At 64.5% G+C, this 2335-nt stretch carries 2 protein-coding genes; both read right to left on the reverse strand.

Translation table 11 applies throughout. The features are described from left to right. The coding region (locus EOD07_RS31170; RefSeq protein WP_127238018.1) for a bifunctional metallophosphatase/5'-nucleotidase at positions 1 to 1790 on the reverse strand (1790 nt) is incomplete at its 3' end. A 191-nt stretch (positions 1791 to 1981) separates the two neighbouring features. Further along, on the reverse strand, positions 1982 to 2308 hold the full coding sequence (locus EOD07_RS31175) for a hypothetical protein (protein ID WP_127238019.1): 327 nt from the start codon (positions 2306 to 2308) through the stop codon (positions 1982 to 1984). Positions 2309 to 2335: the final 27 nt, after the last annotated feature.

Below are 2335 nucleotides of genomic sequence, written 5' to 3' on the forward strand. Positions count from 1 at the left end.
GGCGGCGTGCCGGCAATGGCGCTCGAACCGGAAGGCAGAGCCGGCATCGCCGGTTCGCTGTTTGCCGGCGCAGCCTCGGCCGGTTTTGCCGCCTCGGCCGCAGGCGCCTGGGCGGCGGGAGCGGTCTCGGCGGGCTTGGCCGGTTCCGCGGGTTTGGCCGGTTCGGCCGCGGCCGTCGTTGCCGCAATCTCGGTGATGCGGCCGTCGAGCTTGGGCGTGTAGGGGCGATGCGCGCCGAGATAATCGGCCACCACCTGTTCGAGGCCCGGGCCGTAGTCATAGGCGTCCGTCGCCTTGTCGGCGAAGACCTTGTAGCCGTCGCCGCCCTGGCGGACATAGTTGTTGGTGGCCACCAGATACTGCTTGTCCGGATTGATCGGCGCCCAGGCGCCGTTCTCCATCACTTCGACCGATTTGACGCGGCCGGCATTGGGCGCGACCGATTTGTCGAAGGAATATTTCAGCCCGGCGACCTGCGGGAAGCGGCCGGCGCCGTCCTCGACCTGGCTGAGACCGCTTTCGAGGCCGGCGACAAGGTCCTTGCCCGAGATCTTGAAGGTCGCCAGCGTGTTCTGGAACGGCAGCACGGTCAGCACCTCGCCCATGGTCACCGTGCCCTGGTCGATCGAGGCGCGCAGGCCGCCGCCGTTCGAGATGACGATCTCGACGCCCTGGCCCTTGGTGCGGTCGAGGATGGCGTCGGAGACGAGATTGCCCATCTCGCATTCGCGCGCGCGGCAATTCTCGCGGCTGCCGTCGATCGCCTTGGTGGTCTCGGCCACCTCCTTGTTCTTCAATGCCTCGATCGGCGCACCGAGCTCCTTGATCCGGGCAAGGACAGTGGGATCGGGCGTGATCGACTTATCGAGATAGATCGGGGCGCCGCTGGCTTCCTTGACGTTGCCATTGTCGTCGAACACGACCTTGAACTCGCCGAGATATTTCGAATAGGACGCCGCCTGCACGACCGGCACCTTGTAGCCGTCCGGGTTGTCGACCATCGTCGGGTACGGTCCCTCGGCCTTCGGATCGGTGTTCGACAGCAGCGTGTGGCTGTGGCCGCCGACCACCACGTCGATACCCGGGATCTTGGCGATCACGTCGCGCTCGCGCCGGTAGCCGATATGGGTGACCGCGATGATCTTGTTGATGCCTTCTCCCTTGAGCTTCTCGACCTCGGCGGTGATCGCCTTGACGTCATCCGTGATGGCGATGTTCGGGCCGGGGGAGGCGAGTTCCGGCGTGTCGTTGGTGACGGCGCCGACGATGCCGATCTTCTGGCCGCCGACCTCGACGACGATCGAAGGCTTGATCTTGTCCTTGGCGCCGGACTTGTCGTTGGGCACGACATTGGCGCTGACGATCGGGAATTTCGCCTTGTCGAGGTAAGGCACCAGGGCGGTCTCGCCGTCATCGAATTCGTGGTTGCCGAGCGTCACCGCATCAGGTTTGATATCATTGAGGAATTCCTCTTCCGCCGCGCCCTTGTAGGTGGTGTAGAACAGCGACCCCTGGAAGCTGTCGCCGGCATTGAGCAGCAGCACGTTCTGGCCTTCGAGCTTCCTGCGCTCCTCGGCAATCGCGGTGATCAGCCGGCCGGCGCCGCCGATGCATTCGCCCTTGGTCTCCTCGTCGGCCGAACAGGTCGACTCGTATTTGTTGTTGCCTTCGATGCGGCTGTGCCAATCGTTGAAATGCAGGATGTTCAGCGTGTAGTCGGCAAAAGACACGCCTGCCGACAGGCCGAGCGCCGAGGCCGACAGGGCTAGAATCGCGGCAATCTTCTTCATCTTCGTCTCCCGGATGAGCTGACCTTCAGAGTGTCTAATGCCCTCGCTTGACCGGAAAATAACAGTCAGCCTCGGATCATGTTCACATCGGGTCCCGGCCGATGCAAGCGCAAATCAGGGAGATGTTTGCCGGCACAAAAAAGGACGGCGGCTCGCGCCGCCGTCCCTGTGGATCGAATATTCGCGAGCCCTCAAGCCCGGCGCGTCAGCACGAAATTCTGGCCGCTGGCGCTGGTGCAGTTGAGCTGGCTGGTGGAGACCATCAGGCAGTTGAAGCTGACCGGCGTCTGGCGGATCAGCGAGGTGCCGTGGATCTCGACCGAGGTCGCCCCGGTCATGGTGTAGCTGCCTTCCGACAGCTTCTGGCCGGTGTCGGTGGCGACGGTGGTGAACTTGCCGCCTGCGAAGGTCGACAGGCCGGTGCCCTTGGCGTCGATCCAATTGCCCTCGACGCCTTTGGGGGTCGCCATGGGCGGGGGTTCCGAGGGGCCGGTGGTGGTGCAGGCGGCCGCAGCCAGAAGGCGTGCCGCGGCGCCTGCCGAAAG

The sequence above is a fragment of the Mesorhizobium sp. M2C.T.Ca.TU.002.02.1.1 genome, from assembly GCF_003997225.1.